The organism is Roseateles sp. AC306 (genome assembly GCF_979253795.1).
Window position 1 is genome coordinate 1 of record NZ_CEEDEB010000120.1, and the last position, 246, is coordinate 246.

1 protein-coding gene is annotated in these 246 nt (G+C 44.7%); it reads left to right on the forward strand.

Going from position 1 to position 246, the window contains the following annotated elements:
• Nucleotides 1-246: hypothetical protein (locus AC0IZJ_RS28635; protein WP_471855665.1), on the forward strand; the 246-nt coding region annotated here is incomplete at both ends.

Below are 246 nucleotides of genomic sequence, written 5' to 3' on the forward strand. Positions count from 1 at the left end.
TAAATATCAGGTTATTTTCGATGGCAAAATTTATGAAAATGCCTGGTGGGTTTCTTCTACAAATTGCCCGGGAAAAGCGAAAGCAAATGATGCAACTAACCCGTGGCGTTTAAAGCGTACCGCAACAGCTGCTGAAATTAGTCAGTTTGGCAATACACTTTCCTGCGAAAAGAGCGGCAGCTCATCTTCTTCAAATTCAAATACGCCTGCATCCAATACGCCGGCTAATGGCGGTTCGGCTACACC